This window comes from Deinococcus metallilatus (genome assembly GCF_004758605.1).
Classification (GTDB): domain Bacteria; phylum Deinococcota; class Deinococci; order Deinococcales; family Deinococcaceae; genus Deinococcus; species Deinococcus metallilatus.
Map to the genome: position 1 here is coordinate 1,128,157 of NZ_CP038512.1, position 21,954 is coordinate 1,150,110.

General features: G+C 68.5%; 21 protein-coding genes. 13 read left to right on the forward strand and 8 right to left on the reverse strand.

Features of this window, described 5'->3' with window-relative positions:
- Positions 1-56 precede the first annotated feature (56 nt).
- Positions 57-2,315, forward strand: a complete 2,259-nt coding sequence (locus E5F05_RS11425; RefSeq protein ID WP_129118769.1) for a RelA/SpoT family protein — start codon at positions 57-59, stop codon at positions 2,313-2,315.
- Positions 2,316-2,488: 173 nt separating this feature from the next.
- Here E5F05_RS11425 and E5F05_RS11430 read toward each other — a convergent pair whose 3' ends face one another.
- Positions 2,489-3,277, reverse strand: coding sequence for a phosphatase PAP2 family protein (locus E5F05_RS11430; protein ID WP_129118749.1), 789 nt, complete (start codon positions 3,275-3,277; stop codon positions 2,489-2,491).
- Positions 3,278-3,340: 63 nt separating this feature from the next.
- Here E5F05_RS11430 and E5F05_RS11435 point away from each other — a divergent pair, with 63 nt between their 5' ends.
- The gene (locus E5F05_RS11435) at positions 3,341-4,942 is read left to right on the forward strand and encodes an ABC transporter ATP-binding protein (protein WP_129118750.1); all 1,602 of its coding nucleotides are present in this window, start codon (positions 3,341-3,343) and stop codon (positions 4,940-4,942) included.
- A 58-nt stretch (positions 4,943-5,000) separates the two neighbouring features.
- Here E5F05_RS11435 and E5F05_RS11440 read toward each other — a convergent pair whose 3' ends face one another.
- Complete coding sequence (locus E5F05_RS11440) at positions 5,001-5,546, reverse strand: hypothetical protein (RefSeq protein ID WP_129118751.1); 546 nt, start codon at positions 5,544-5,546, stop codon at positions 5,001-5,003.
- Positions 5,547-5,651: 105 nt separating this feature from the next.
- Between E5F05_RS11440 and E5F05_RS11445 the strand changes: the two genes are divergently transcribed.
- Entirely contained in the window at positions 5,652-6,098 is a 447-nt protein-coding gene (locus E5F05_RS11445; protein WP_129118752.1) for a hypothetical protein, read from the forward strand.
- Positions 6,099-6,148: 50 nt separating this feature from the next.
- Here the strand turns inward: E5F05_RS11445 and miaB are convergent, their stop codons facing one another.
- Positions 6,149-7,528 carry a tRNA (N6-isopentenyl adenosine(37)-C2)-methylthiotransferase MiaB gene (gene miaB / locus E5F05_RS11450; RefSeq protein ID WP_129118753.1) on the reverse strand — a complete coding sequence of 460 codons (1,380 nt, stop codon included), beginning with the start codon at positions 7,526-7,528 and terminating at the stop codon, positions 6,149-6,151.
- A gap of 98 nt (positions 7,529-7,626) precedes the next feature.
- On the reverse strand, positions 7,627-8,112 hold the full coding sequence (locus E5F05_RS11455; RefSeq protein WP_129118754.1) for a hypothetical protein: 486 nt from the start codon (positions 8,110-8,112) through the stop codon (positions 7,627-7,629).
- A gap of 139 nt (positions 8,113-8,251) precedes the next feature.
- Here E5F05_RS11455 and E5F05_RS11460 point away from each other — a divergent pair, with 139 nt between their 5' ends.
- Positions 8,252-8,527, forward strand: coding sequence for a DUF4242 domain-containing protein (locus E5F05_RS11460; protein WP_129118755.1), 276 nt, complete (start codon positions 8,252-8,254; stop codon positions 8,525-8,527).
- 28 nt (positions 8,528-8,555) lie between these two features.
- Here E5F05_RS11460 and E5F05_RS11465 read toward each other — a convergent pair whose 3' ends face one another.
- From E5F05_RS11465 to E5F05_RS11475, 3 genes are all read right to left on the reverse strand, one after another.
- The gene (locus E5F05_RS11465) at positions 8,556-9,377 is read right to left on the reverse strand and encodes an FG-GAP repeat domain-containing protein (RefSeq protein ID WP_129118756.1); all 822 of its coding nucleotides are present in this window, start codon (positions 9,375-9,377) and stop codon (positions 8,556-8,558) included.
- A 10-nt stretch (positions 9,378-9,387) separates the two neighbouring features.
- Positions 9,388-10,554, reverse strand: coding sequence for an amidase (locus E5F05_RS11470; protein ID WP_129118757.1), 1,167 nt, complete (start codon positions 10,552-10,554; stop codon positions 9,388-9,390).
- 565 nt (positions 10,555-11,119) lie between these two features.
- Positions 11,120-11,611 carry an LEA/WHy family protein gene (locus E5F05_RS11475; RefSeq protein ID WP_129118758.1) on the reverse strand — a complete coding sequence of 164 codons (492 nt, stop codon included), beginning with the start codon at positions 11,609-11,611 and terminating at the stop codon, positions 11,120-11,122.
- An 81-nt stretch (positions 11,612-11,692) separates the two neighbouring features.
- Here E5F05_RS11475 and E5F05_RS11480 point away from each other — a divergent pair, with 81 nt between their 5' ends.
- The 3 genes from E5F05_RS11480 (at position 11,693) to E5F05_RS11490 (ending at position 14,318) form a co-directional block, all read left to right on the forward strand.
- Positions 11,693-12,655, forward strand: coding sequence for a hypothetical protein (locus E5F05_RS11480; protein WP_241687135.1), 963 nt, complete (start codon positions 11,693-11,695; stop codon positions 12,653-12,655).
- A 33-nt stretch (positions 12,656-12,688) separates the two neighbouring features.
- Positions 12,689-13,548, forward strand: a protein-coding gene (locus tag E5F05_RS11485) for an IS5 family transposase (protein WP_146719922.1) whose coding sequence is annotated in 2 segments (ribosomal slippage) — positions 12,689-13,046 and positions 13,046-13,548 — 861 coding nt in all. Because the reading frame shifts where the segments join, the coding sequence is not laid out codon by codon here.
- Between the two features lie 140 nt (positions 13,549-13,688).
- On the forward strand, positions 13,689-14,318 hold the full coding sequence (locus E5F05_RS11490; RefSeq protein ID WP_129118812.1) for an outer membrane lipoprotein carrier protein LolA: 630 nt from the start codon (positions 13,689-13,691) through the stop codon (positions 14,316-14,318).
- Between the two features lie 88 nt (positions 14,319-14,406).
- Here the strand turns inward: E5F05_RS11490 and E5F05_RS21645 are convergent, their stop codons facing one another.
- Positions 14,407-15,150: a C40 family peptidase gene (locus E5F05_RS21645; RefSeq protein WP_241687140.1), complete on the reverse strand. Its 744-nt coding sequence runs from the start codon at positions 15,148-15,150 to the stop codon at positions 14,407-14,409.
- Positions 15,151-15,543: 393 nt separating this feature from the next.
- Here E5F05_RS21645 and E5F05_RS11505 point away from each other — a divergent pair, with 393 nt between their 5' ends.
- The 6 genes from E5F05_RS11505 to E5F05_RS11530 all read left to right on the forward strand — a co-directional run bounded on the left by E5F05_RS11505 (position 15,544) and on the right by E5F05_RS11530 (position 21,890).
- Positions 15,544-15,939 (forward strand): hypothetical protein, encoded by a 396-nt coding sequence (locus tag E5F05_RS11505; RefSeq protein WP_129118771.1) that lies wholly within the window; start codon positions 15,544-15,546, stop codon positions 15,937-15,939.
- A 76-nt stretch (positions 15,940-16,015) separates the two neighbouring features.
- Positions 16,016-16,690 (forward strand): uracil-DNA glycosylase, encoded by a 675-nt coding sequence (locus tag E5F05_RS11510; protein WP_129118772.1) that lies wholly within the window; start codon positions 16,016-16,018, stop codon positions 16,688-16,690.
- A gap of 481 nt (positions 16,691-17,171) precedes the next feature.
- Positions 17,172-17,429, forward strand: coding sequence for a DUF1844 domain-containing protein (locus tag E5F05_RS11515; RefSeq protein WP_129118773.1), 258 nt, complete (start codon positions 17,172-17,174; stop codon positions 17,427-17,429).
- Positions 17,430-17,447: 18 nt separating this feature from the next.
- Positions 17,448-17,894: a D-aminoacyl-tRNA deacylase gene (gene dtd, locus E5F05_RS11520; RefSeq protein WP_129118774.1), complete on the forward strand. Its 447-nt coding sequence runs from the start codon at positions 17,448-17,450 to the stop codon at positions 17,892-17,894.
- Positions 17,895-18,270: 376 nt separating this feature from the next.
- Positions 18,271-19,365, forward strand: a complete 1,095-nt coding sequence (locus tag E5F05_RS11525) for a LysM peptidoglycan-binding domain-containing M23 family metallopeptidase (protein WP_129118775.1) — start codon at positions 18,271-18,273, stop codon at positions 19,363-19,365.
- Positions 19,366-19,451: 86 nt separating this feature from the next.
- Positions 19,452-21,890: a glycoside hydrolase family 15 protein gene (locus E5F05_RS11530; RefSeq protein WP_129118776.1), complete on the forward strand. Its 2,439-nt coding sequence runs from the start codon at positions 19,452-19,454 to the stop codon at positions 21,888-21,890.
- Positions 21,891-21,954 lie beyond the last annotated feature (64 nt).

Here is a 21,954-nt window from a genome sequence, read left to right on the forward strand (position 1 = left end):
TCTCGCCGCGCCCCCGCGCTATCCTGCCCTTCGTGCCTGGCCCGTCCGAACATGGTATGGAGGAACTCCGCCCGCTGATCGCGGACCGCCCGGAAGCCGAACGCGCGCAGGTCGAGCGCGCCTACGCCTTCGCGCGGGACGCCCACGTGGGCGTGAACCGCCGGAGCGGCGAGCCGTACATCACCCACCCGGTCGCCGTGGCGACGATCCTGGCCGGGCTGGGGATGGACACCGACAGCATCATGGCCGGGTTGCTGCACGACACCGTCGAGGACGTGGACGGCGTGACCTTCGAGGTGATCCAGGAGCACTTCGGCCCGGACGTGCGCCGCATCGTGGAGGGCGAAACCAAGGTCAGCAAACTGTCCAAGCAGGGCAGCCAGCAGGCCGAGGTGGGCGACACCGGCCGCGACATGCAGGCCGAGAATCTGCGCCAGATGCTGATCGCCATGACCGGCGACCTGCGCGTCATCGTGGTCAAACTGGCCGACCGCCTGCACAACATGCGGACGCTGGGCAGCATGAAGCCCGAAAAGCAGGTGCGGATCGCCCGCGAGACGATGGAGATTTTCGCGCCGCTCGCGCACCGCCTCGGCATCGGGCAGATCAAGTGGGAACTCGAAGACCTCAGCTTCCAGTACCTCCAGCCCGACGCCTACCAGTACCTCCAGACCCGGCTGCGGACCCGGCAGGAGGAACGTGACGCCCTGATCGAGCAGGCGGTGGGGCAACTGCGGGGGGCGCTGGAAGACGACCTGGAACTGCCCGAGTGGGTCAGCGACATCGACATTGCTGGACGCAGCAAGCACCTCTGGAGCATCCACAACAAGATGCAGAAGGAGGGCAAGGCGCTGGAGCAGATTTTCGACCTCCTCGCCATCCGCGTGATCCTGACGCCGCGGCCCCTGGCCGTGCCCCCCGGCACCGACGAGAAGCGCCGCGAGCGGGCCGAGGAAACCCGCGAGAAGCGCATCTGCTACCACACCGTTTCCATCGTGCATTCGATGTGGACGCCGCTGCCGGGCCGCTTCAAGGACTACATCGCGGTGCCCAAGCCCAACGGCTACCAGAGCCTCCACACCACCGTGATCAGCCAGAGCGGCCAGCCCATCGAGGTGCAGATCCGCTCGCGCCGGATGCACGAGGTGGCGGAATACGGCGTGGCCGCCCACTGGATGTACAAGCAGGGGACGCAACTCGCCCAGAAGGACCGCGAGAACTGGATTTCTCAGCTCCGCGAACTCCAGAACGAGATCAACGACGCCTCGGACTACCTCGACGCCGTCAAGACCGACATCCTCTCGCAGCGCGTGCGGGTGTTCACGCCCAAGGGCCTGGCGATCAGCCTCCCGGCGGGCAGCACGCCGATTGATTTCGCCTACCACATCCACACCCGCATCGGGGAGACGACCGTGGGGGCGCGCGTGAACGGCTCCATCGTGCCCCTCTCGCACAAGCTCTCGAACGGCGACATGGTCGAGATCGTCACCAGCAAGAACAGCAAACCCAGCCAGGGCTGGCTGAACTTCGCCGTCACGCGCAGCGCCCGCTCCAAGATTCGCCACCACTTCCGCCAGCAGGAACGCGAGGAAGCCCTCCAGCACGGGCACGACCTGCTGGAGCGGTATCTGCGCAAGCGGCAGCTCCCGGTGCGGCAACTGATGCGGACCAAGCTGCTCGAAGAGGCCACCCAGAAACTCGTCGGCACCCGCAACCCCGACGACCTGTACCTGGCGCTGCATGCCGGGAAGGTCACGCCCAGCGTGGTCGGGCGCGTGCTGTCCCCGAGTCTGGCGCAGGAACAGGCCCAGGTCCCGGTCCGGCGCAGCACCCCCGTGCCCACCGAGCCCGGCGGCGTCTACGTCGAGGGCCTGAGCACCACCACCAAGCTGGCCCAGTGCTGTCACCCGATCCGGGGGGATCAGATCATGGGCTATCTCACGCGCGGGCGGGGCGTCAGCATCCACCGCATCGACTGTCCCAACATGATCCGCCTGCTCAAGGACGAACCCGAGCGTTGTGTCGCCGCCTCCTGGGATTCGGGCACGCCGGGCGGCACCATCATCGACCTCGACGTGGTCGCCCCGGACCGGGCGGGCCTGCTGGCCGACGTGCTGGGTGTCCTGGCCGCCGAGAAGCGCAGCCCGATGAAGGTCGAGGCGGGGGTGAGTGCCGACAACACCGCGCACATCTACCTGCGGCTGGCGGTGACCGGACAGGCCGATGTGGAGGCGCTGCGCCAGGCGATTCTGCGGGTGTCGGGGGTCAGCGATGTCCTGCGGAAGAACGGGGGCCGAGGCCGGGCGAGTGCCTGAGCAGGCGAAGGCGCGGGCGCGGTGGAGAGCCGCCCATAGCGCGTTTGACAGAAAGACCCCTCACCCCCTCGCTGCGCGAGGCCCCTCTCCCCGGGGAGACTGGGACAGCCGCTTGCGGCGGGTTGGGTGAGGGGTCTTTTGTGCAGGCCGCGCCTCCCTGTTCGCCGTCCCTCTCAAGCCCTGGGCAGCCAGCGCCGCAGCAACAGCGGCACGCCTTCCACCGCCACCAGCACCAGCAGCGCGTACCGCAGCGCGCGCACCAGGCCGATGTCCTTGAATGCCTGCGGCAGCGCCCCCAGCGCGAAGTACACCGCGAAGACGATCACCAGACCGAGCAGGCCGACGATTACCCGGCCTGCCAGATCACGCGGCGGCGCGAAGCCGGGGCGGGAGAACCAGAAGCCCGCCAGCAGTCCCAGCGAGGTGCCGTACTCCCGCGGCGTGCCTGCCGGGAGGAAGGCGGCCAGCGCCAGCAGGATCACCGGCACCAGCCAGCGCAGTGCCCCCTGCTGCGGGAAATAGCCGCTCGCCGCCATCCAGGCGAAGGCCGCCCCCAGCAGCAGGCCCACGAGCACGTCGCTGGGATAGTGGACGTGGAGCGCGAGGCGCGAGAAGGCGATCAGCGCGATCAGCAGCAGCGCGGCTGCCCACATGCCTGCCCGCCCGACCTGCCCGGCGATGCCGCCCCAGAGCGTCGCCGCCAGTTGCGCGTGCCCGCTCGGCAGGCCCGGGCCGCCTGCCGTGGCGCGGGCCGCCTCGCTCGCCACACCGGGATGTTGCGTGAAGGGGCGGGGGAGGTCGAAGCCGAACTTCAGGGCGGTGTTGACCAGATACGAGAGCGCGAAGGCCACCCCCAGATTCTGCCCGCCCCGGGGATTCACCAGCCAGGTGTACAGCGCCAGCACCACGATAAAAACCTCGTCACGCCCCAGAGACGTGACGGCCAGCCAGAAAGATTCCATGTCCGCCTATTGTGAGGGATGCAGCCTTTCGGGACGAGGGGCGCGCGGCGGTACACTGGGCGTATGACGGTTGCCAACAACGACGTGCTGCAAGCGGTGCGGCACAACGCCGAGTACGCGCTGGAACTGCGCGGCATCACCAAACGCTTTCCGCTGGTGCTGGCGAACGACAATATCTCCATGCAGGTGCGCTGGGGCAGCGTCCACGCGCTGTGCGGCGAGAACGGCGCGGGCAAGAGCACCCTGATGAAGATCGTCTACGGCGCGCAGCCCCCCACCAGCGGCGAGATCGTCGTGGACGGTGAGGTGGTCCAGTTCACCGATCCAGCGCAGGCGATTGCGCGCGGGATCGGGATGGTCTTCCAGCACTTCATGCTGGTGGATACCCTGAGCGTGACCGAGAACGTGATCCTGGGTGCGGAGCCGCGAGCGGGCACCTCCATCGACTACGCGAGTGCGCGCCGCCGCGTAGCGGAACTGATCCGGCAGTTCGGCTTCGACCTGAACCCCGACGCGCTGGTGGGGGACCTGCCGGTGGGTCTCCAGCAGAAGGTCGAGATTCTCAAGACGCTGTACCGCGGCGCGCGCATCCTGATTCTGGACGAGCCGACCGCCGTGCTCACACCCAGCGAGACGGACGAACTCTTCGACTTCCTGAAAAACCAGTACGCGGCCAGCGGCAACGCCGTGATCTTTATCAGCCACAAGCTGCATGAGGTGCTGCACATCAGTGACACCATCAGCGTGATCCGCGACGGCAAGATGATCGGCACCATTCCCACCCAGGGCGCCACCACCGAGACGCTCGCGCGCATGATGGTGGGCCGCGACGTGACCCTCAAGGTGCAGAAAGCGCCCGCCCGGCCCGGCGAGGTCGCCCTGGATATCCGGAATGTCACCGTGAAGGGTGAGCACGGCAACGCCGTCGACAACGTCTCCTTCCAGGTCCGCGCGGGTGAGATCGTGGGCATCGCGGGCGTGGAGGGCAACGGCCAGAGCGAGCTGGTCGAGGCGATCACCGGCCTGCGTCCCGTCACCAGCGGCGAGATCACCTACCTGGGCCGCCCCGCGCGCGGCGTGCGCGAGGTGGAGGCTTCGGGCCTCTCGCACATCCCCGAGGACCGCAACGAGCGCGGGTTGGTGCTGGACATGACCACCGCCGAGAACTACATCCTGGGCGAACACGACCGCGCGCCCTTCGCCGGGACGCTGGGCTTCCTGAACCTGGGCGTGATCGAGGAGAATGCCCGCGTCCTCAGCGAGCAGTACGACGTGCGCCCCCGCAGCGTCAGCCTCCAGGCGGGCCGCTACAGCGGCGGCAACGCGCAGAAGCTGATCGTGGCCCGCGAGATGCGGAAGGGGCCGAAAATTCTGGTCGCCAGCCAGCCCACGCGCGGCGTGGACATCGGCGCCATCGAGTTCATCCACGCCCGCATCGTCGAGGCCCGCGACCAGGGCCTGGCCGTGCTGCTCGTCAGCGCCGACCTGGGCGAAGTCATGAACCTCGCCGACCGCATCTTGGTGATGTACGAGGGGCAGGTCGTGGGCGAGGTGGACGCTGCGACCGCCACCGAGACGCAACTCGGCCTGTTGATGACCGGCAGCGGGGGCACGAGTGGCCGCAGCGGCGCCGTGAGCGATACCCAGGAATACGGCGGGCGGTAAGGGAGAGGAAAAGGAAAGAGGCCGCCTCGTGGATGGGGCGGCCCTTGTTGATAAAATTTCAGTCTCGGGAGTCGGTATTACCGAGATAGACGCAGCTTGTGTAAACGTCTACGGCGTTGCTGGTAGCACTAATGGTTCCGCTAGCGGCTTGGAGGCTCACAGTTGCCGTAAAGCTACCCCGCTTAGTGCCAGTGATGGCGACATACTGATATTGAGGCTTGACATCGACTGTTTGCGCGTTAACAGAGGCGGGGGCTAAGGTATTGAGTGGGAGATCGGCGATATAATCATTGTCGCTTGACCTTCTGAGTTTGTCAATCTGGAAGGCTGCCTTATCGGTGGTTCGCTGGCCTGCAAGTTCTATATTGACTGCTGCGGTCCCTGCTGCATAAAATTCAACGATTGCGATATTTTGCAAACGTGCAGAAGTACCATAGTCAGTAACATCACAAGCTATATAGCGTCCCGTCGCCTTATCAATATAATTGGTACGAAGCTCGGGTCCTGGATTAGTCCTCAAAAATGCCTCTCCTCCAGGAGTCACATTACCGCAACTCGCCAGCACCGCACTCAGTCCGACCGCTCCCAGCAGCATCTTTTTCATAACGCTCACTTTGGGCGATGAACCTGACCCTAGGGTGATGCGGCCTTGAGGGAACGTGAGGGGAACACAAATACAGGCACGCCCGGGAGCGTCCATGCTGGGGCCATGAGGAACGTTGCGGGAATCCTGCTGCTGGGCCTGCTGACCGCCTGCGCGCCCGCCGCCACCACCCCCAGAACCCAACTCGCCGCCCAGGCCACCGTGCAGGGCGGGCTGTTGACGGTGACGGTGGTGAATGTCGGGCCGTATGACGTGCTGCTGGAGGATACCTGCCCCCGGCCCTTCACCATCGGCTACAACGTCCTGCCCGTGACCGGTGGCACCTCCGCTTCGACCGAGGGCCAGCCCTGCGTGGCGGCCCCGCTGCCCCCCCGGCTGTGGCGGGTGGGGGAGGGCATTTCCTCGTCGATGACGCTGGCGCTGTCGTCCGGCACGCAGACGCTGGAAGCGTGGGCCCGGCCGCAGGTGAGGCTCGCGCCGGGAGGCAAGGCCCAGGGGGCGGTCAGGACGCTCAATGTGGTGACCCCCGCGTTCACCCTCATGGTGCCCTGAAGACGGCCAAAGCCGGGGCAGAGGGCGGCCCCGGCCTCCTGCCCGCGCCGCTACACCATCTGCAAGGGATGACTCAGCGCCGCCGCTTCCGGGTTGAAGCGCGGCAACTCGGGGAGGTCCTGACCATCCGCGCCGATCAGGCGGCCGTACAGCATATGCGGCGTGGCGTGTTCGATCCGGGCGCGGTACACGCCGGGGCCGCTCGCGCCCACCGCCTTCGGCACCACGGTCGGGTGGTTGCCGCGCGTGTGGCCTTCCAGAAAGCCGGATTCGTGGGCCTCCCCGCGCAGCAGGACTTCCTGAACCGTGCCGACCTTCGCGGCGTTCTTGCGGGCGCTCCATTCCTTCTGCTTGACGATCAGGCGCTGCAACCTCTCGGTCTTGAGTTCGCGCGGCAGGTCCGCGAAGTGCCTGTAGCTGGGCGTGCCGGGGCGCGGCGAGTAGATGAACATGTAGGCGCTGTCGTAACCCACCTCGTCGTACAGGCTGAGCGTCTCCTGAAAGTCCTCCTCCGTCTCGCCGGGGAAGCCCACGATGATGTCGGTCGCCAGCACCACGTCCGGCAGGTGTTTCTTGATCTCCGCGATGTGGCCGAGGTACTTCTCGCGGGTGTACTCGCGGGCCATGCGGCGCAGCACACGGCTACTGCCGCTCTGCACCGGCAGATGCACGTACTCGCAGACGGCGGGCGTCTCGGCCATCGCGGCGGCCACGTCCTCGGTGAAGTTCATCGGGTGGCTGGTGGTGAACTTGATGCGGCGCACGCCCGAGCGGCCGACCAGGCGCAGCAGGTCCGCGAAGGAGGGATACCCCGCCAGCTTCGCCCCCTGGTCCACCCCGTAGGCGTTCACGTTCTGCCCCAGCAGCGTGACCTCCTGCACCCCGGCCGAGAGCTGCATGTCCAGCTCACGCAGGATGTCGTCGGGGTGGCGGCTGACCTGCGGGCCGCGCGTGGTGGGCACGATGCAGTAGGTGCAGTGGTGGTCGCAGCCGCGCATGATGGTGAGGTGCGCCTGGAGCTTGCCCTGCGGGGGCGGGGGAATGTGCCCGTGCAGTTCGTCCTTGAATTGCAGTCCCCAGAAGCGTTCGTTCGCCTCCAGCGCCTGGCCGATGTCCAGCAGGCTGCCGGGGCCGAGCAGCACGTCCACCTCGAATTTGCGGGCGATCTGCTGGCCTTCTTCGAGCTGAGCGAGGCAGCCCATCATGCCGACCACCAGGGGACGCTGCGCCTTCTGCTTGCGGAGGTCGCCCAGCAGGGAGCGGACCTTGTCCACGGGCTTGCCACGCACCGCGCAGGTGTTCACCAGCACGAAGTCGGCCTCGTCCACGCTGGGAACGATGTCCGCGCCGAAGCTCACGAGTTGCGACTCGACCAGATGGGTGTCGTACTCGTTCATCTGGCAGCCATAGGTGATCAGGTGTGCCTTCATCTGTACTCTCCTCGGCCTGACGGAGGGATTCCGGGGCCTTCACGCGCGGCGACCTGTGCTGCTGCCTGGGCCACCGCGACCGGGAGGAATTCTAGCGTTCAGGGCACGGTGGGTGCTGGCGAGGCGGGCACGTTGGCCGGGGCGCCCCCCTCCGGCTGCTTGTCCAGGTTCACGACGTACCCCAGCAGTTCCCTCCCCAGCAGCACGGTCCGCAGGGTGCCGCTGAGTTTCGTCCCGTCGATCTGGGCGCGGAGCGTCCCGCGCAGCTTGTCGCCGTCCTCGTAGAGATTCACGTCGATGCTGCCGCCCTGCCCGGCCCGCTGGAACTTGCCGCTGAGGGCGTAGGCCTTGCGGCTTTCCAGATTGGTGATGACGCCGCTCGCCCGGCCCTCGCGTTCCTGAACGTACAGGATCAGGCGGTAGGGCACCCGGCCGGTGCCGCCCACGCCGATACCCTCGTAGGTGCCGTTGAGGGCGCGCTCCAGCGGCGTACTCGGGGAGATGTACGCGCCGAAGGCGCAGCCGGTCAGGGCGGGGAGGAGCGCGGCGGCGAGCAGGACGCGGGGGAGGGCGTTCGGGCGCATACCGGAGCCTAAACGGCCCTCATGAAGGGTGTCTGACGGGGAAACGGCGGGCAGACGGTATACTGGGCGCTCCACAATCCCGTTCTCCGCCCCGTTCCTCAAGAGCCTCTGTCCATACGCCCATGCAGGAGGGTCAGCCATGCCCAAGTATGTGATCGAACGCGAGCTGCCCGGAGCCGGAACGCTCAGCCAGGACGACCTGCGCGGCATCTCGCAGAAGTCGCGCGCCGTGCTGGAGGAACTCGGCCCCCAGATTCAGTGGGTCGAGAGCTACGTCACCGACGACAAGATCTACTGCGTCTACATCGCCCCGAACGCCGACCTGATCCGCCAGCACGCCGAGAAGGGCGGCTTTCCGGCCAACAGCGTCTCGGCCGTGCGGTCCACCATCAACCCCACCACCGCCGAGGGCTGAACCGGCCGCGCCTCCTCGCTGTCCGGCCTCACTGGCCTTCCTGGGGACTGGGCAGGGGGTAGGTGGGGCTGTTGACCGCCTGCATCCGGCCTTCGGGCTGGGCGTAGGTGGCATTGATCAGGCCCGTCCGGTGCTGCCGGAACCAGTCGCGCAGGGGCGCGGACTTCGTGAACACCTGCGCCCGGAGCACCTGTTCGGCCTGCGTGCCCTGCCCGGCCAGGATCATGTTCGCGTAGTACCCACCCAGCCGCGCGCGCAGTTCCTCGGCCGAGAGGCTGCCCAGCCCGTTCAGCAGGTCGCGGAGATTGCGGCCTGCCTCCTGCGCCGGAATATAGGCATAGGCGCGGGTGCGGTCGGCCAGCCGCACGCCGTCCCAGCCCAGGACCGTCAGGAGCGCCGGACTCGTGGCGAAACTCCAGTCGTAGTAGGCGAGGGTGTCACTGGCAAACAGCAGTTCCTTCGTGCCGTCGCCGTTCAGGTCCATGAAGCGTACGCCGTAATTCCCCCCCTCGATGATGGCGAGGTTTTCCACGCTTCCCGTGTCCTGAGTGAAGGCGTAGTACGTCACGCAGCAGTGCGCCCCGCCCGAGTAGGTGGAGAGGACCAGTTCCGGCAGGCCGCCGGGCCGCAGCGGTTGCAGTTCGGCCGCCACGTTCCAGCCCTTCACGGTCAGGACGGTCCGGGTGCCGTTCTTCACGACCGCCCGCGCCTCGGCCTCGAAGTTCTCCGCCGGGCGGGGCGTGACCGTGACGGTGAGGTTGCCCCACTTGAGCACCTGCGGCGCGGGTTCTGCTCTCGCGGGAGGAAGCAGGGACAGCAGGGCGGCCAGGAGGACAGGGGCGTTCTTCATGCCGCCCACCTTAACCCTCCAGGGCCAGGGCGAGGCCCAGCAACCGGTCATCCTCGCCGTGCCGCCCGACCAGTTGCACGCCCACGAACGGGGCGGTGGAGGGAAGTGCGACGGTCGGTGCCCCCAGCAGACTGAAGGGCGCGGTCAGGCGCAGCACGGCGCGGCGCAGGGGCAGGCGGCCTTCCCCCACCTCCACCTCCTCCTGCCCGACCAGCGGCGGGGGGGTGGGCACGGCGGGGGCGAGCAGCACGTCGAAGCGCGACAGCAGGTCATCCAGTTGGGCGCGGTATCCGGCGCGGTGGGCAAAGGCGGCCCGCACCTCCTCTTCCGTCAGCGCCTGCCCCTGCCGCAGCGAGGCGTGGGTGAAGGGGAGGAAACCGGGTTCGGTTTCTTTGAGCGCCTCCGAGTGAACCTGCGCCGCCTCGCTCAGCACGATGGGCGAGTAGGCGTCGAGGACTTCGGGGAAGGGGACAGCCTCCACGGTCGCTCCCAGGCCCGCCAGCCGGGCGGCGTAGAGTCGCAGCGCCTCCCGCACCGTGTCGTCCACCCAGCCCTCGGGGAGCCACAGGCCGACCTTCACCCCCGCCCAGTCCTGCGGCGCCACAGTCTGCCCGGTCAGCGCCTCCTGCACCTGCACGATGGTCCGCATGTCCCGCGCGAGGGGTCCCGCGTGGTCGCACGTCCATGACAGCGGCAGCACGCCCTCGGTGCTCCAGGCCGGATGCCCCTTGGTCGGCTTGTAGCCCACCACGCCGCACCAGGCCGCCGGAACGCGGATGCTGCCGCCAGTGTCCGTGCCCAGGGCGAAGTCCACCTGCCACAGCGCGACGCTCACCGCCGCGCCGCTGCTGCTCCCGCCCGGGACGCGCTCCGGGTCGAAGGGATGTGTGGTCCCCCCGAAGCCGTTCATCCCGGTGATGCCCAGCGCGACCTCGTGCAGGTGCGTCTTGCCGACGGCGCTCGCGCCCAGGTCCAGCAGTCGCCGTACCAGCATGCTCTCGCCGGGGTCGGGGACGGGGGCGCGGGTGCTCGCCCGCAGCGGCCATCCCGGCACGCCGTAGAGGTCCTTGACGCTGAAGGTCAGGCCCACGAGTGGCCCCTCCGCCGCGCCGGACAGGGGAGAGGCCGGAAGGTAGGCCCAGGCACGCTGGGGGTCGGGGAGGTCGGGGAAGGTCATGGGACCCAGCGTAAGCCGTGAACGGTGAACTCACGGCCCGGGGCTGCTTCTTGGCGGCTGGAAGGCAGGCTGGTCTGGTGGAGCGGTGGAGGTGGAAGGTGTTCCCCCCACCCCCCACCGGGGGGCAGGGGGAGCTTTCCGCTGCGCTCGGCAAAGGGAGACTCGTTGAGCGGCGGAGGTGCTTGGGGCGTGGACGGTTCCTGCCTGGAACGTGTTGATCTCCGCCGGGCGGCTGCGGGCCTGCGGCCCGAAAGCTCCTCTGCCATGCCTGCACACTTGCAAGGTGGAACCTAGCCGTCGCCTACAGAGTTTTGAAAAGACAAAAGATAGGGGCGCTTCCGCTTGGAACTTATGCGACTGGGAAGAAGAAAGCGTGTAGAACGCTGTTTTTCTCTTCCCCCTTGAGGGGGGAGGCTGGGAGGGGGTGAACAGGCCGGGCATCCCAGCCCCACGTTTCCTCAACTCCCTCGCCCTTCCCCGCCAGAGGTTCGCGTAAGTCCTAAGCGTTGGGAGCGGCAGGGTGGGGAGGAGTCGCGATAGGCGACATCCCCTTTCCCGAAGGCTCTCAGAACGGCAGGATGGCCGGTTGCTGCCACACACCCTGGGTGAACGTGAATGGCCCGAAGGTGGGGTGGCCCAGCACGCCCAGGTCGGCGGTGAAGGTGCCGTCCACGCGGTAGGCCACCTGCTGCCCACGCGCGACCCTCAGGAACGCCCCGGCGGTCTGGAGGGTGACGGGCAGGCTGAGGTTGGCGAGCTGTTCGGCCTCGCCCCGCGCGGGCAGGTTCACGTTGGGCAGGTTCACGCTGCCCACGTTCTGCCCGTCGAGGATGAGCTGGCCGCCGATGTTGGCGAGCCGCACCGGGACGGGATTGGGGTTCCCGACCCGCAGCCGCAGGGTGATGCTCGCCGTCGCGGGGTTCGGGCCGCTGGGCAGGGACAGGCCTGTCAGGCGCACGCTCTGGACCTCGAAGGTCGGCACCTGCACGACCGACTGCGTGGGCGCACATGCCCCCAGCCCGAGCGCGAACAGGGGAGCCAGCAGCAGCTTCTTCATACCGTCAAACTTACCTGCTCCGGGGGAAGCCATTCTGACGGCCCATCAGGAAGGCGGGTTCCCGCCTGCTAGGCTGCCCGCATGAAGCGGATGATGACGGCTCTGGCCCTGGCCGGAGCGTGTGCGGGCGGGGCGGGGGCACTCGCCCTGGACTTCGGCGTGACGTACCGCGCGGGCGCCCCCTGGGACGGCGGCCTGCTGCGGGCCGGAGTCCATGACGTGACCTTCGGGCGCGGCACCCTCTCGGCGGGCGTGTCCAACCGGGCGGTGGAGGTCGGGGTGGTGCAGGGCTTCAGCCTGCCCCCCGCCGGGGCGCTGAGTGCCCGCGCGGACGCCGCGCTGACGTGGTCGGGCGGCGTGCGCCTCTCGTCACGGGCGAATGGAACCCTCGGCCCGGTCGCGCTGGACCTGGGCGGGACCTTCTTCACGGCCCCGGCAGTGAACGTAGACCCGCTGGCCGCCTGGACGCTGGCCCCCACCGACCTTCGGACAGGCGGCTGGAACGCCGATTTCACCGCCCGCTACCGCGTGAACCGCACACTGATCGCCGTCCTGGGAGGTGAGTTCGGGCCGCAGAACCAGGGCCTGTTGGGGGTGGAGTGGCGGCGCGACCTGACGCGCGTGCTGCCCCCCGCCGAGGGGGACGACCCCGACGCCGAACCGGCCACCGAGCGGACGGGCACCCTCGCGCTGCGGCTGGGGGCACGCGCCGGGCAGGACGTGCGGGGCGTGACGGGCGGCGTGACCTACAGTGCCGAGTCGGGCTTCACGGTGGCCCTCGACGCGCTGGCCGGGCCGGGTACCTGGGGCGCGGTGGGCAGCCTGAGTGCCCCGGACGTGCTGGGGGAGGGCAGCACCACGCGGCTGTACCTGGCCTACGAGCCGTGGCGGCGGGCGAGCGCCCCACTGCGGGCCGGGGCCGAGGCCACGCTGCCCGTCGGGCGCGGCACGCTCAGCCTGGACGTGCGCGGCGGGACGGGGGGCCTGGGCGCGCGGGTCGGGTACAGCTTCCCACTGGGCGGCACTTCCCCGGAGCAGCCCTAGGGTCTGTCTGGCTGAATTTGGCAGGATAGGGGGATGGGACGGACGGATTTGACGGAGCAGCAGTGGGCCATTCTGGCCCCACTGCTCCCCAAAAACCCCAAGAAGGGACACGCCTACAAGGACCATAAGCCGGTGCTGAACGGCATTATCTGGCGTCAGAAGACCGGGGCAACGTGGCGAGACATTCCCGAGCGGTATGGGTCGTGGAAGACGTGTCATGACCGCTTCACCCGCTGGTCGCGCAGCGGGGTCTGGGCCGAGATTCTGGCCGCCCTGCACCTGAAAGCGGATGCTGAGGGAAAGATTGATTGGGAAGGCGCGGCGGCGGACAGCACGCACGTCAAAGCCCACCGCGCTGCGGTGGGCGCACGAAAAGAGCCAGCCAAGCTGGAAAAAAGGGGGCGCTCGAAGACGAGTGGCTCGGGATCAGTCGTGGGGGACGCACCACCAAAATCCACGTCCTGATGGATGGGAAGTGTCGGCCCCTCAGTGTGCTGATCTCTGCTGGGCAGGCGAGCGACCCGACCTACCTCGTGCCGCTTCTGGAGGCCGTGCGGGTGGGGCGTCCCGGTCCGGGACGCCCGCGCAAGCGTCCCCCGACCCTTCGGATGGATCGGGCGTATGGGGCGAGGAAATACCGGCGTGCTTTGCGGGCACGCAAGATCAGGTGTGTCTGTCCCGAGCGCCAGGATGCGCGCAAGGCCCGGCTGCGGAAGGGCAAGCGGGGGGGACGCCCCCCAAAATTTGACGCAGAAGCCTACAAAGGCCGCCAGGTCGTCGAACGGGGGATCAATCGCCTCAAGGATTTTCGGGCGATTGCCACCCGGTACGAGAAGCGTGGACACCAGTTTTTAGCCGGTGTCCACCTCGCTTGCATCCTTCTTTGGCTTTGATTCTTCAGCCAGACAGACCCTAGCCGCCGGGCGCGGTGAACGCGGCGTCAGCGTCCCCCCGCCCTTCTCATGAGAGGGGGTGGAAGACTCGGGGGGTGAAGCGATCCCTCTCCCTGCTGACCCTCGCGGTTTCTCTCCTGATGTCAGGCGTGTCCTGTGCGGGCGCGCAGACCGTGCAGGATATCCTGAACCGGGTCGACGCCGCTCAGAAGGCCGCGAAGGACGTGACCTTCCGCCTGCAAGGCAGCGCCACCCTCGAATCCACCCCCCAGAAGATCGACCTGACCGTCAAGAGCATTCCCGCGCAGGGCGTCGCCCGCCTGCAATTCGCCGCGCCCGACGCGCTGGCCGACAACGTGGTCGTGGCCGACCGCAACGAGGTGCGCCAGTACCTCTTCCTGACGAACCAGATCACCGTCACGCCGACCAGGAAGGCGGCCGACAGCGCGGGCTTCGGCGGCCTGGACTTCACGCAGCTCAGCAACGCCGCGACCCTGCTGAACCAGTACAACGTGAAGCTGCTGGGCACCACCACCGTTTCCGGCAAGAAGGTCTACCAGTTGGAGGCGGCGGCCAAGAACGCGAACACCACTGACCGTGCCCGGGTCTGGATCACCGAGGCGGGCTGGCGGCCCACCCGCGTCCAACTGGTCGGCGGTGACAACAAGGTGCTGGCCGATCTGAACGTCACGAACTACAGGGTGAACAGCGGCCTGACCGTCACCGGCCTCCGGGCGCTGCCCAAGGACGCCCAGGTCATCCGCCAGTAGGCCCGCACGGCTGCACTCTGCGGCCTGCCGGAAACGGCGAACGCCCCCGCTGCAATGGCGGGGGCGTTCGCTCTTCCGGGTGTGCGGATCAGCTCAGAACGCGGCGGGCACCGACGAAGCGGCTGGCCCAGTAGGGGTTGCTGAACAGCGGCTCGATCATCGTGCGGCCGTAGAAGCTGTTCGCGTTGGCCATCATGCCGCCCCCGACATAGATACCGACGTGGCTGGCGACGGTCCCCGTGGTGTTGAAGAACACCAGGTCACCGGGTTGCAGGTTCCGGCTGTTGACTGCGGAGCCCGCGCGCCACTGGGCGGCGGCGCTGTGCGGGAGGTTGATCCCCAACTGCTGGAACACCCGCATCGTGAAGCCCGAGCAGTCCAGACCGCCGCCGCCCGCACCGCCGTGCGCGTAGCGGATCCCCAGGAAGCGGGTCGCTGCCGTGCGGACGAAGGCCTGGCCTTTCTGGGGCGCGGCGCTGGCCTGCGCGGGACGCGCCGCCTTCGCCTTTGCCGGAGCTGCCGCCGTGCGCGGAGCAGGCCGCGCCGCTGCCGGACGGCTCGCCGCCGCCCGTGGAGCCGTGGCCGCCGGACGGGTCGCGGGAGTCTGGGTGGCCGGAGCCTGGGATGCCGGAGTCTGGGACGCCGGAGCTTGGGCCGCGTCCCCCACGTTGAGCTTCTGACCGACTTCCAGCGTGCTGCTGCTCAGTCCGTTCAGCCGCATCAGTTCAGCCGGTTCCAGGTTGTGGGTCAGGGCCACCTGATAGAGCGTGTCACCGGCCTTGACCGTGTAGGCAGCGGCGAGGGCGCTACTGCTGCACAACGCGGTCGCCATCAGAAGGGTACGGAACGCTTTCATCGACCCGGGAAGTTTAACCCGCCTTTATTTTATTTTCCTTAATCCTTGGGCGAAGGCCAGGTTTTTATGCGCCTATACGCCCTCTATACGGGCCAAGAATCGATGAATACGGGAAAAATACCAGCCCCGGCTCAAGTTTCTCAGGATATGGCTCATTTGCGCTCTCATTGAAAATATGCTGTCTGGGTGGCGGTAAGTAGGAAAGCTGTGTGAAATCTAAAACTCACGGTTCTCATTTAAGCCAGATAGGGGAGTGCGGACCGTTCTCTGCCCGGGCTGGTCGAGTGTCCCTGTGTCAGTCCGCTCGCGCGGCGGCCTATACTCGCCGCAGCTCTACGCTTCAGGCCGCCCGCGCCCGCCGGAGGACCCATGAAGGAACCGATGACCACTGAACAGCTCCTGCAAGGCCTCAAGCACTACCGCCGCATCGCCCGTCAGGACATGCTGCGCGCCCCCGAAACCCCCCACCCCGACGCCTTCTTGAACCACGCCGAGAGCCGCCGCGAGGTGTACGTCCTGCTGGGCACGTATGCCGAAACCCATGCCCCCGACGAGGTGATCGAGCACGCGCTGGAGCTGTACCGCCAGCTCCCCTTCGTCACCGGGACGGCAGAACACGAACACCCCGACATCAAGGGCCGCGAAAACGCCCTGGAGAACTTCTTCCTCCTGGTCGGCCTCGACCCCAAGGCCCGGCGCGAGGCCCGCAACCACCGCCCCAAGTTGAACGCGGATCAGGGGCAGGGGATGCCTGCCCAGGGGTGACCCCCCAACCGTGCCCCAGCTTCCGCCGCCCGCGCCCCTGCGGCGTTACCCTGCCCGGCATGAGGTGGAGCCCCGCATGACGACGGTGAACGTGGCAGCCCTCCAGGCCCTGGAACTGGAGGCGAAGGGTTGCACCGCCTGCAAGCTCCGCCCCGGCTGCACGCAGGTGGTGGTGGCGGACGGCGACCCGGCCGCGCCGCTGCTGATCGTCGGTGAAGGCCCGGGCGGCGACGAGGACCGGCTGGGCCGCCCCTTCGTGGGCCGGGCGGGGCAACTGCTCGACCGGATTCTGGCCGCCGTCAATCTCACCCGGCAGGACGCCTACTTCACCAACATCGTCAAGTGTCGCCCGCCCGGCAACCGCGCCCCGGAACCCGACGAGACGGCCATCTGCACGGACCTCTGGCTGGAGAGGCAGCTCGCGCTGCTGCGCCCGCGCGTGATCCTCAGCCTGGGCAACACGCCCACCCAGTACCTGCTGGGCATCCGCCAGGGCATCACCCGCACGCGCGGCACCTGGTATCCCTACCGCCACGCGGACGGCCAGGGCGGGACCTACCAGGCCCTCCTGATGCCGATGTTCCACCCCGCCTACCTGCTCCGCAACGACACCCGCGCCCCCGGTGGCCCCAAGAGCCTCACCTGGCGCGATATCCGTGAGGCGGCCGCCGTCCTGCGAGGAGAGAAGGAACCGGAGGGGCTGGTGCCCGCCGCGCCGTCTCCGGCAGGGGGGCAGCCGACGCTGTTTTGAGGGAGTGGCGGCCGTCAACTTAGGACTGGCGCGATTCAGAAGGAGAGGGTCGGGGAGGGGGTGGCCGCCGCTCGGCTGCCCTCAAAACAGGGCAGTCATTGGGTCATCCATTGGCCTCTCTATGCCGGGCCTGTTCACCCCCTCCCAACCTCAACCCTCTCCTGCGGAGCTGTGCCAGTCAAGGGGGAGGGGCTTTTTTATCGCTCCACACGTTGTTTCTTCTTCATGAGAGGCTTACATGCATCACCCAGCCCCTTGTGGGGGATTGGTACAGCTCGCACCGCGAGAGGGTGGGACTCGCAGAGCTGCTTGCAGAGGGGGATGGACGGAGCAGCCGCGGGAAAACGCGATTTCCTTCTGCCGCCGTGAACCACGTTTCGCGTAAATCCTGAGTTTTCAGTGGCCAGCAAGATCACGCGGCCTGCCGCTGCTGATCTTCCAGGGCTGAAAGTGGGTCGCCCTCCCCTCTACACTGCCCCTCATGCCCAACCCCGAATTCGTCGGATTCGTGAACAGCCTGCAAGCCACCGCCGAGGCAGCCCTGGGCGACCTGAATGCCGCCACCGCCAGCGCGGCGCGTGACGGACTGCTGGAGGAAGGCCGGGCGAGGAAGGTGGCCGAGCGTTCCCTGAAACTGCTGACCATGCTGGCCGAGAAGACGCGCGGCAACCTGGATTTCACCGAGGCAGAACTGCTGACGGACGCCATCGGGAGCCTGCGCGCCCGGCTGGGCAACTGATGGGCCGGGGGAACTGACGTGCGCGCCGTTCTTCAGCGGGTCACGCGCGCCACCTGCACCGTGGAGGGCCGCGTGACGGGCCAGACCGGCCCCGGCTTCCTGATCCTGCTGGGGGTGGCGCCGGAGGACACGCCCGAGATCGCCCACCGGCTCGCCGCGAAGATCGTCAAACTGCGGGTGTTTAACGACGAGGCCGGGAAGATGAACCTCAGCGTGCAGGACATCGGCGGGGGCATCCTGAGCGTCAGCCAGTTCACCCTGTATGCCGATACGCGCCGGGGCAACCGTCCGGGCTTCAGCGGGGCCGCCGCGCCCGACCACGCCCGCGCCCTGTACGCCGAATTCAACGCGGCCCTGCGCGCCTGCGGCCTTCCGGTGGGGGAGGGCGTCTTCGGGGCGCATATGACCCTGGACCTGACCAATGACGGCCCGGTGACGCTGATCCTCGACACGGCGGAAGGCTGAGTGACGGGTTGGGGATGTGGGGGCATTTGCGTTGGAAGGCGTCCCCCCCACCCCCAGCTCTCCAGCGCGGGGAAGCTTCAGCTCAGGACTGACGCGATTCAAAAGCCGGGTGCGTGTGGGTGAGGGCCTTTCACTCCTCTGCTGGGCAGCTCTACGAGTCCCCCCTTGTGGGGGAGGCTGGGACTGGTACAGCTCCGCAGGAGAGGGGGGTGGACGGCGCAGCCGTTCTAAGCGGGAAAACGCAGTGCTCCACCACTACCCAGAACAGAGTTTCGCGTCAGTCCTGAGCTTTGGGCGAGGCCGGGGCGGGGAGGCGTCAGGTGACCGACGTTCCCCTTTCACCCGCACTGCCGGGCTGCCCGCTATTCTGCGCCGCATGAGGTTCCGCCACCCCAAGCGCCCCGCCTTGCTGCTCGCCGCCGCGCTCCTGCTGGGGGCAGCGGGAGCGTATACCGTGAAACCGGGAGACACCCTCTTCAGCATCGCGCGGGCACACGGCACCACGGTCGAGGAACTCACGCGCCTGAATCACCTCACGGGCGCGGCCATCGAGGTCGGGCAGACCCTCTGGCTGCCTGGTGAGGTCCCGCCGACACCTGCACCCGCTGCCCAGGCGTCCGATCCCCCGGCGCTGCCGCAGCCCGTTCCGGCCGGGACCTCGCAGATTGCGGGCGTGACCGTCACGGCTCCGGCCCGCCTGCGGATGGGAGACGCCTTCGTGCTGCGCCTCAGCGGGCCGCGGGCCGGGCAGGCCACCGTGCGCTTTCCCAGCGAGGTCGGGGAGGATGTGCGCCTCCCGAACGAGAAACTCACGCCGATTGGGGCGGCGGGCGAGTACGTGGTGCTGGGGCGGGTGGTGCTGGGCAAGACCACGCCCGTCGTGTACGAGGTCAGCGTGGGCGACGATCTGGTGCGCGGCAGTATCCCGGTGGCGGACCTGGGGCAGACGGTGCAGCACCTCAACCTCCCGCCCAGCATCAGCGGCAAGCTCGAAGACCCCGGGCGCAAGGCCGAGGACGCCGCCGTCGAGAAGGCCTACGCCCTGCGGACCCCCCAGGTCTGGACCCGGCCCTTCCAGCCCGCCGTGAATGTCAAGGCCCAGAGCAGCGCCTTCGGCCAGCCGCGCACCTATGTGGCGGGCGGCCCGGTCCTGTACCACTACGGCACCGATTATCCCGCCCCCGTCGGTACCGCCGTGCTGGCCGTGAATGACGGTACGGTGGTGCTGGCGGGCAAGTATCCGGTGCGCGGCGGCCTGGTCGTGATCGACCACGGCGCGGGCCTGACCAGCCTGTACTTTCACCAGAGCAAGGTCCTGGTGAAGCCCGGCCAGAAAGTCACGCGCGGCCAGAAGATCGGTGAGGTGGGCACGACCGGCCTGAGCGCCGGGCCACACCTGCACCTCGAAATGCGCGTGCGCGGCGAGGGCACCAATCCGGCCGGGTGGATGAACCGCATCTGGCCCCGGTAACCCCGGCCCTGGTCAGCACGGTCACCCGTTCAAGCGAGTCAAGAGAGTACGGTGAGACACCGGTGGCCCGCAGGAGGAGAGGAAGCATGAGCGATACCCCGGCCCAGCCCCTTCCAGCCCAGAGTCTTCCAACGCAGCCTCTTCCCATCCCGCCTGTTCCAGAGGAGAGCCTTCCGGACCAGACCCCTCTGGCGCAGCCCCCCTCCGCGCAGAGTCTCGCCCCCGGTGCCCCCGGCCTGCCGCCCACCTGGACGAGCAGCGACAAGGACTTCGTGACCACCGCGCTCGGGGGGGCGTCCCGCCTCTGGGCCACCGGGGGGCACGGGATGCTGAACGAGGTGTACTGGCCCTCCACCGGGCAGCCGCAGATCCGCGACCTGAACTTCTATCTGGTGGGCGAGTCCGGGTGGGTGGACCTCAAGCGGGTGCAGCAGTACGTGTTCTCAAGGCCCAAGCCGTACCTGCCGCTGCCCACCGTCCTGCACCGGGGCCAGGACTACCAGCTCGCGCTGGAGGTGCTGCCCGACCCCAACCGCGACGTGCTGCTGATCCGCTACGCCCTGACCGGCCCCTACCGCCTGGTGCTGCTGCTGGCCCCCCATCTCACCTCCACCGGGCACGCCAACGCCGCCTGGGTCGAGGGGCAGCGGCTGCTGGCGGTGTCCGGCGACCGCGCGCTCGCGCTGCTGGCGAGCGGGCCGCTGGACCATCTCAGCGCCGGATACGTCGGCTTCTCGGACGGCTGGCAGGACCTGAACGCGCACGGCCGCCTGACCTGGAGCTACCAGCGCGCGGAAAACGGCAACGTGGCCCTGACCGCCGAGCTTCAGGAACCTTCGGGCCTGCTGGCGCTGGGCTTCGCGGAGAACGTGACGGGCGCGCAGGGGCTGGCCCGCGCCAGCCTCGCGGAGGGGGACGAGGTGGCCCGCCGCGCCTTTCTGCACGCCTGGGAAGTCTGGGGCAGCGCGCTGAAGCTGGGCGGCCCGAGCCCGGAACTGGACGCGGAGGCGCTCCTCAGCGCGACGGTCCTCAAGATTCACGAGGACCGCGCCTACCCCGGCGCGCTGGTCGCCAGCCTGAGCATTCCCTGGGGCAACAGCACCGACACGCTGGGCGGCTACCACCTGGTCTGGCCGCGCGACGCGACGCTGGCGGCCTTCGCGCTGATCGCCTGCAACCAGCGCGAGGACGCCCGGCGGGTGCTGGCGTGGTTCATCGCCAACCAGCAGGCCGATGGCCACTGGCTGCAAAACTACTATCCCGACGGTCAGGGCTTCTGGCACGGCATCCAGCTCGACGAGACGGCCTTCCCGGTGCTGCTGGCGGCCAAGCTGCGCGAGGAGGGCGAGCCGGAACTGGAAGGCACCCGCGACATGGTGCGCCGGGCGCTCGCCTTCGTGGCCCGCACCGGCCCCACCAGCGACCAGGACCGCTGGGAGGAGAACCAGGGCGTGAACCCCTTCACGCTGGCGGTCGCCATCGCGGCCCTGGTGGCGGGAGCGGGCTGGCTGGAGGAGAACGAGCGCCACTACGCGCTCGGCCTGGCGGACGACTGGAACGAGCGGCTGGAAAGCCTCTGTTATGTCACCGGCACGCCGCTGTGTCAGGAGCTGAACGTGCAGGGCTACTACGTGCGGCTGGCCCCCCCCGACCGCGACGGCACCCTCACCGGCCAGGTGACGCTCCAGAACCGGCAGGGGAAAACCGTCGAGGCAGCGGCGCTGGTCAGTATGGATTTCTCGTACCTGCCGCGCCTGGGGCTGCGCTCGGCGCTCGACCCGCGCATCCGCGACACGGTAAAGGTGGTGGATCACCTGCTGGCCCAGGCGACCCCGACTGGCACCTTCTACCACCGCTACAACGACGACGGGTACGGCGAACACGAGGACGGTTCCCCCTACGACGGACACGGCATCGGGCGGCTGTGGCCGCTGCTGAGTGGCGAGCGCGGCCACCTGGCGCTCCAGGCGGGGGAAGACTCGCGCCCGTACCTGGAGACGCTGCTGCGCTGCTCCAGCCCCGGCGGCCTGCTGCCCGAGCAGGTCTGGGACGGCCCCCCGATTCCCGAACGGGGCCTCTTCCCGGGCCGCCCCAACGGCAGCGCGATGCCGCTCCTGTGGGCGCACGCCGAGTTCCTGAAACTGCTGCACGCCTCGCAGACCGGCCGCCCCGCCGAGCTGCTGCGCGAGGTCGAGAATCGCTACGCCGAGCCGCTGCCCGTCGAGGCCCGGCACTGGCGACCCGCCGCCCCCGTCCCGCAACTGGAACCGGGCCGCCTGCTGCTGATTGAGGACGACGAGCCATTTACCCTCCACTTCGGCTTCGACGGCTGGCAGGACCCCCAGGACCGCGAGGCGTTGCCCCTGCCGTTCGGCCTGTGGGGCGTGACCTTCAGCCCCGCCGAACTGACCAGCCACCACGTCCTGAATTTCACCCGCCGCAGCGCCGCCGGTTGGGAGGGCCAGGACCATCAGATTCGCCTCCAGCAGAGTGTCCCCACGTCCCTCCCCGAGCGGCGCGGCTGACGTGAAGTAACGCTGAAGCGGGAGAACGCCTCTTGAGGCGGCTGCGGCCTACCATTCGCCGGGC

What these genes read in the sequence shown, in the direction of transcription:
- E5F05_RS11425 (WP_129118769.1), top strand. Translation starts at nt 57, where the DNA reads ATGGAGGAACTCCGCCCGCTGATCGCGGACCGCCCGGAAGCCGAACGC.
- E5F05_RS11430 (WP_129118749.1), bottom strand. Translation starts at nt 3,277, where the DNA reads ATGGAATCTTTCTGGCTGGCCGTCACGTCTCTGGGGCGTGACGAGGTT.
- E5F05_RS11435 (WP_129118750.1), top strand. Translation starts at nt 3,341, where the DNA reads ATGACGGTTGCCAACAACGACGTGCTGCAAGCGGTGCGGCACAACGCC.
- E5F05_RS11440 (WP_129118751.1), bottom strand. Translation starts at nt 5,546, where the DNA reads ATGAAAAAGATGCTGCTGGGAGCGGTCGGACTGAGTGCGGTGCTGGCG.
- E5F05_RS11445 (WP_129118752.1), top strand. Translation starts at nt 5,652, where the DNA reads ATGAGGAACGTTGCGGGAATCCTGCTGCTGGGCCTGCTGACCGCCTGC.
- miaB (WP_129118753.1), bottom strand. Translation starts at nt 7,528, where the DNA reads ATGAAGGCACACCTGATCACCTATGGCTGCCAGATGAACGAGTACGAC.
- E5F05_RS11455 (WP_129118754.1), bottom strand. Translation starts at nt 8,112, where the DNA reads ATGCGCCCGAACGCCCTCCCCCGCGTCCTGCTCGCCGCCGCGCTCCTC.
- E5F05_RS11460 (WP_129118755.1), top strand. Translation starts at nt 8,252, where the DNA reads ATGCCCAAGTATGTGATCGAACGCGAGCTGCCCGGAGCCGGAACGCTC.
- E5F05_RS11465 (WP_129118756.1), bottom strand. Translation starts at nt 9,377, where the DNA reads ATGAAGAACGCCCCTGTCCTCCTGGCCGCCCTGCTGTCCCTGCTTCCT.
- E5F05_RS11470 (WP_129118757.1), bottom strand. Translation starts at nt 10,554, where the DNA reads ATGACCTTCCCCGACCTCCCCGACCCCCAGCGTGCCTGGGCCTACCTT.
- E5F05_RS11475 (WP_129118758.1), bottom strand. Translation starts at nt 11,611, where the DNA reads ATGAAGAAGCTGCTGCTGGCTCCCCTGTTCGCGCTCGGGCTGGGGGCA.
- E5F05_RS11480 (WP_241687135.1), top strand. Translation starts at nt 11,693, where the DNA reads ATGAAGCGGATGATGACGGCTCTGGCCCTGGCCGGAGCGTGTGCGGGC.
- E5F05_RS11490 (WP_129118812.1), top strand. Translation starts at nt 13,689, where the DNA reads ATGTCAGGCGTGTCCTGTGCGGGCGCGCAGACCGTGCAGGATATCCTG.
- E5F05_RS21645 (WP_241687140.1), bottom strand. Translation starts at nt 15,150, where the DNA reads ATGGCGACCGCGTTGTGCAGCAGTAGCGCCCTCGCCGCTGCCTACACG.
- E5F05_RS11505 (WP_129118771.1), top strand. Translation starts at nt 15,544, where the DNA reads ATGAAGGAACCGATGACCACTGAACAGCTCCTGCAAGGCCTCAAGCAC.
- E5F05_RS11510 (WP_129118772.1), top strand. Translation starts at nt 16,016, where the DNA reads ATGACGACGGTGAACGTGGCAGCCCTCCAGGCCCTGGAACTGGAGGCG.
- E5F05_RS11515 (WP_129118773.1), top strand. Translation starts at nt 17,172, where the DNA reads ATGCCCAACCCCGAATTCGTCGGATTCGTGAACAGCCTGCAAGCCACC.
- E5F05_RS11525 (WP_129118775.1), top strand. Translation starts at nt 18,271, where the DNA reads ATGAGGTTCCGCCACCCCAAGCGCCCCGCCTTGCTGCTCGCCGCCGCG.
- E5F05_RS11530 (WP_129118776.1), top strand. Translation starts at nt 19,452, where the DNA reads ATGAGCGATACCCCGGCCCAGCCCCTTCCAGCCCAGAGTCTTCCAACG.